Below are 5,200 nucleotides of genomic sequence, written 5' to 3'. Positions count from 1 at the left end.
GACCGTGATCGACGGCGCGACGCCGGAAGAGATGCGCTGGCTCGCGATGTTCGCGAAGGTCACGTTCGCGGCCTCGAAGGCGGTGCGCATGCGCTTCGGGCTGGTCGGCAACACGCCGCAGGTGGCGGCCTCGTGGGTCGAGGGCGCGCTGGCACGGCAGCTCGAAGACGCCAGCGGCAACCTGCTGGCGCAGGAGCCGCCGTTCGTGCTGATGCTGTTGCGCGGCCGGGTCTACCTGCGCATGCAGCTCGCCGATCCTGATCTCGCGTCGGTGCGCCAGGCGGTCGGCCTGTTCGAGGTGGCCGTGCTGCAGGCGGTGCGGGTGGCCGGCGGTGTCGGCGCGGGCGAGGGCGCTGCCAGCGGCTGGCCGAGCACCTCGTCGACCGCGTGGCAGACCCAGTTGGGCCCCGACGATCCGAAGGATCAGTCGAGGCACTGACGCGTCACGCGTAGCGGCCCAACTCCATCTTCGCGATGGCATTGCGGTGCACTTCGTCGGGCCCGTCCGCAAAGCGCAGCGTGCGCGCCGCCGTGTAGAAATACGCCAGCGGAAAGTCATCGCTCATCCCGCCGCCGCCGTGCACCTGCATCGCCCAGTCGATCACCTGGCAGGCCATCGAGGGCGCCACCACCTTGATCATCGCGATCTCGCCCTTGGCGGTCTTGTTGCCGGCCACGTCCATCATCCACGCCGCCTTCAGCGTCAGCAGCCGGGCCTGTTCGATCTTGCAGCGCGCCTCGGCGATGCGCTCGCGCGTGACGCCCTGGTCGGCAATCTTGCGGCCGAACGCGACGCGCGATGACGCCCGCCGGCACATCAGCTCGAGCGCCCGCTCGGCCAGCCCGATCAGCCGCATGCAGTGGTGGATGCGCCCCGGCCCGAGCCGGCCCTGCGCGATCTCGAAGCCGCGGCCCTCGCCGAGCAGGATGTTGCTCGCCGGCACGCGCACGTCGGTGAAGGTCATCTCGCAATGCCCGTGCGGCGCGTCGTCGTACCCGAACACCGGCAGCGGCCGCACCACCTTCACGCCCGGCGCATCGGCCGGCACCAGGATCATCGACTGCTGCGAATGCCGCGGCGCCTCGGGATCGGTCTTGCCCATGAAGATGTAGATCGCGCAGCGCGGGTCGCCGGCGCCCGAGATCCACCACTTGCGGCCGTTGATCACGTACTCGTCGCCGTCGCGGCGGATGCTTGATTCGATGTTGGTCGCGTCCGACGAGGCCACGTCGGGCTCGGTCATCGCGAACGCGCTGCGGATCCTGCCGTCGAGCAGCGGCTCGAGCCAGCGCTTCTTGTGCTCTGCCGTGCCGTAGCGCACGATGGTCTCCATGTTGCCGGTGTCCGGCGCCGAGCAGTTGAACACCTCGCTGGCCCAGGGCACGCGGCCCATCAGCTCGGCCAGCGGCGCGTACTCCTGGTTGGTGAGACCGGCGCCGAGTTCGCTCTCGGGCAGGAACAGGTTCCACAGGCCTTGTGCGCGCGCCCTGGTTTTCAGCCCTTCGATCAGCTGCAGCGGCGTCCAGCGCTTGCCGGCGCGGGTGTTGGCCTCGATCTCGGCGTTGAAGGCGGCCTCGGCCGGGAAGACGTGCTCGTCCATGAAGCGGGCCACGCGGGCCTGCAGTTCCTGGGTGCGAGGGGAGTAGCTGAAGTCCATGCTCGGGTCTCCGGGGAGTGTTCAGGTGCCTTGTCAGGCGCCTTGTTGTGCGCGATGTTGGGCAATTCGCCAGCCCATCTCGGCCAGCGGCCGCGCGCCGGCGCCGGCCTGGCGCGCCTGCGCACTCGACGCGGTGCCGTCCTCGACCCGCTTCGCGATGCCTTGCAGGATGCCGGCCATGCGGAACAGGTTGTAGGCCATGTAGAAGTTCCAGTCGGCCATCACCGCCTGCGGATCGGCGCGGCCGGTGCGCTCGCAGTAGCGGCGCACGTAGTCGGCTTCGCTCGGGATGCCGAGCGCGGCCAGGTCGAGCCCGCCGATGCCGCGGAACGCGCCGGGCGGGATGTGCCACGACATGCAGTGGTAGCTGAAATCGGCCAGCGGGTGGCCGAGCGTCGAGAGCTCCCAGTCGAGCACCGCCAGCACGCGCGGCTCGCTCGGGTGGAAGACCAGGTTGTCGAGCCGGAAGTCACCGTGCACCACCGACACCTGTGATTCGTCGCGCGCGCTGGCCGGCATGTGGGCCGGCAGCCACTGCATCAGCTCGCTCATCGCGTCGATCGGCTGCGTGATCGAGGCCTGGTACTGCTTGCTCCAGCGCCCGATCTGGCGCTCGAAGTAGTTGCCCGGCTTGCCGTAGTCGGCCAGGCCTGCGGCCGCGACATCCACCTGGTGGAGTGCCGCGATCACGCGGTTCATCTCGTCGTACAGGCGGCCGCGCTCGGCGGGTTCGAAGCCGGGCAGCGATTGCTCCCACAGCACGCGGCCCGGGATGAACTCCATCAGGTAGAACGCGCGGCCGATCACCGATTCGTCCTCGCACAGCAGCAGCATCTCGGGCACCGGCACGGCGCTGCCGTGCAGCGCGCGCATCACGCGGAACTCGCGCTCGATCGCATGCGCCGACGGCAGCAGCTTCGCGGCGGGGCCGGGCTTGGTGCGCATCACGTACGAGCGCGACGGCGTCACCAGCTTGTAGGTGGGGTTCGACTGGCCGCCCTTGAACTGCTCGACCTGCAGCGGCCCGGCGAAGCCCGGCAGCGCGGCCTGCAAGTGGGCCTGCAGCGCGGCGATGTCGAACGCATGCGAGTCGGCGACGGGTTTGGTTCCGGTGTAGGCGTCCATGCGGTCGTGTCAGCGTTCCAGGGTCAGCGTTCGAGCGTCAGCGCTCGGAGATCGCCAGCAGCTTGTCCTTCGACAGCACCACCAGCCGTGTCGGCTCGATGCGCACCGCGCCGTCGCGCTCGAAGCCCTTCAGTTCCTGGTTCACGCGCTGCCGCGACGCGCCGAGCAGCTGCGCCAGGTCTTCCTGCGCGAGCTGCAGCCCGATGCGGATCTCCTGGCCCTGCTCGATGCCGTAGCTGCGCGACAGCAGCAGGATCTGCTTGGCCAGCCGCGCCGCGAGCGGCATCGTGTTGAGGTCTTCCACCACGTCGAACATCAGGCGCAGCCGGCGGCAGTTCAGCTTCAGCAGTGCCTCGTAGAGCTCGGTGTGCTGCGCGAGCAGCTCGCGGAAATCGGCCTTGCGCACCACCAGCAGCGTGGTCGCGCCATGCGCGTTCGCGTCGTGCGTGCGCGGCAGGCCGTCGAACAGCGAGATGTCGCCGAACCACAGCCCGGGCTCCACGTAGGTCAGCGTGATCTGCTTGCCCGACAGCGAGACCGAGCTGACACGGACCGCGCCCTTGGCGACGCCGCACCACTCGTCGGCCGCCTCGCCGCGCGACGAGAGCAAGGCGCCGTCGTGCACGCGGCGCACGATGGACCGCGAGAGGATGGCATTGCGCAATGGCTGCGAGAGTTTGGAGAACCACGAACCCGATTCGATGTTGGCCTGCTCATCGATTGTAAGAACGGGGGTATTCATGTTTTGTCTCTGACGTGACAGGGTGCGACCTCATTGTCCACGAAGGTGATTGCTGAAAGAGTGCGCGGATTCCCTTCACAAGGAGAGCACACCATGGGCGATCGAGTGCTGGACATCCCGAGCAAGGAAGGCCGGGTCAGCGATGCCGAATGGCAGACCCGCGTGGATCTCGCCGCGGCCTACCGGCTGGTGGCGCATTTCAAGTGGGACGACTTGGTGTTTACCCACATCACCGCGCGCGTGCCGGGCGAGGAAGACCGTTTCCTGATCAACCCGTACGGGCTGATGTTCGACGAGATCACCGCGTCGAGCCTGGTGAAGATCGACCTGCAGGGCAACAAGCTCGACGACTCGCCGTTCCCGGTGAACCCTGCGGGCTTCACGATCCACAGCGCGATCCATTCGGCGCGCCACGATGCGCAGTGCGTGCTGCACACGCACACGCTGAATGGTGTCGCGGTGTCGGCGCAGCAGGGTGGGGTGCTGCCGCTGTCGCAGCAGTCGATCTTCATCCTGTCGAGCCTCGCGTACCACGACTACGAAGGCGTCGCGCTGCGCGACGAGGAGAAGCCGCGGCTCGTGAAGGACCTCGGCCGCGCCAACTACCTGATGCTGCGCAACCACGGGCTGCTGACGCTCGGGCCGACGATTGCCGATGCGTTGCTCGCGATGTATTTCTTCGAGGCGGTGTGCACGATCCAGGTCCGCGCGATGGCCGGGGGCGTGCCGCTGACGCATGTCGATCCGCGGATCATCCAGACCGCGGCGGAGCAGGCGAGGGGGGCGACGCGGGGTGTCGGGGCGGGGGCGCTGACGTGGCCGGGGTTGCTGCGGCGGCTGGATCGGATCGACGATGGGTATCGGCGCTAATCCGGCGTCAGCCCTGTCGCGCGCTGCGCGCTCCACGAGCGGGCTCGATGGGCAATGCAAATGAGGCCTTCGCTGAACGCGTGGGCTGACGCAACGGCTGGGCTTCGAATGACCATTGGTCATCCACCAGCTTGCCCTCATACATGAACTGTCCGGTGCCCAGCGCCAATCGCGAGAGTGCCTGGACCCTTGTCTGCCGGGCCGGGATCTTCGCGGCGAAGGCCTTGCTTTCAACACACAGCTTGCGCAGCAACGTGTCGCTCGCTCTTGCCATGGGATGGCTCCCACGCTCCCACAGCGACAGCGTCTGATCGGTGGCCCCGAGCACTTGTGCCAGATCGGCCTGGGACATGTCCAGCGCACGCCTCAGGTAAGTGATCTCAGGGGCGCTCAACAAGGCCGGCTTCAGCAGGAGGCATGCATGCAACGCGGCGATCAGTCCTCCCAGGCGTTCATACCTGACAAGCTCGCGTTCACCGTCGACGGTCAGAGCAAAGCCGTTCAACAGCCATACCGTCGGCAAGGGGTCAGCGTTGAATGGATGTCTCAAGGTGATCACCTTCGTTTGGTCCAGCAACTGACGATGACGCAGTTCGGATTTCTGTCTGAGACTCCGCGCTCGTCGCCTCGCTGCTCCGCATGCCCGGCTCTGTCGAATTCGACGGAGCCCTGCTGAACGAGAAACCGGATCCACCTGGCTGTCTGCACCAGCGACCAACTCGCTGACGCACCGTTGGGACGCTTCATTTTCGATGCCCGATTTAACCATAAAAATTATGGGGAAAGTCGGAGCATGGAAATGAAC

General features: G+C 67.2%; 5 protein-coding genes and 1 pseudogene. 2 read left to right on the top strand and 4 right to left on the bottom strand.

Annotated elements, in window-relative coordinates:
* Positions 1–439, top strand: a pseudogene (locus tag AC1D01_RS19815) (hypothetical protein); the annotation flags it as partial.
* A 4-nt stretch (positions 440–443) separates the two neighbouring features.
* Here the strand turns inward: AC1D01_RS19815 and AC1D01_RS19810 are convergent.
* The 3 genes from AC1D01_RS19810 to AC1D01_RS19800 are packed head-to-tail and all read right to left on the bottom strand — an operon-like array spanning position 444 to position 3,525.
* A complete protein-coding gene (locus AC1D01_RS19810; protein WP_477869279.1) occupies positions 444–1,658 on the bottom strand; it encodes an acyl-CoA dehydrogenase family protein in 1,215 nt (404 codons plus the stop codon).
* A gap of 33 nt (positions 1,659–1,691) precedes the next feature.
* A complete protein-coding gene (locus AC1D01_RS19805) occupies positions 1,692–2,783 on the bottom strand; it encodes a phosphotransferase family protein (protein ID WP_477869277.1) in 1,092 nt (363 codons plus the stop codon).
* A gap of 37 nt (positions 2,784–2,820) precedes the next feature.
* Positions 2,821–3,525, bottom strand: a complete 705-nt coding sequence (locus tag AC1D01_RS19800) for a Crp/Fnr family transcriptional regulator (protein WP_047502687.1) — start codon at positions 3,523–3,525, stop codon at positions 2,821–2,823.
* Positions 3,526–3,618: 93 nt separating this feature from the next.
* On the opposite strand from AC1D01_RS19800, the gene AC1D01_RS19795 reads away from it, so the two are divergent.
* Positions 3,619–4,395: a class II aldolase/adducin family protein gene (locus tag AC1D01_RS19795; protein ID WP_477869275.1), complete on the top strand. Its 777-nt coding sequence runs from the start codon at positions 3,619–3,621 to the stop codon at positions 4,393–4,395.
* Between the two features lie 7 nt (positions 4,396–4,402).
* Here AC1D01_RS19795 and AC1D01_RS19790 read toward each other — a convergent pair.
* The coding region (locus AC1D01_RS19790) for a helix-turn-helix domain-containing protein (RefSeq protein ID WP_477869273.1) at positions 4,403–5,200 on the bottom strand (798 nt) is incomplete at its 5' end.

The sequence above is a fragment of the Rhizobacter sp. P3_B12 genome (assembly GCF_056402895.1).
This window is presented reverse-complemented; position numbering and strand designations above follow the sequence as displayed.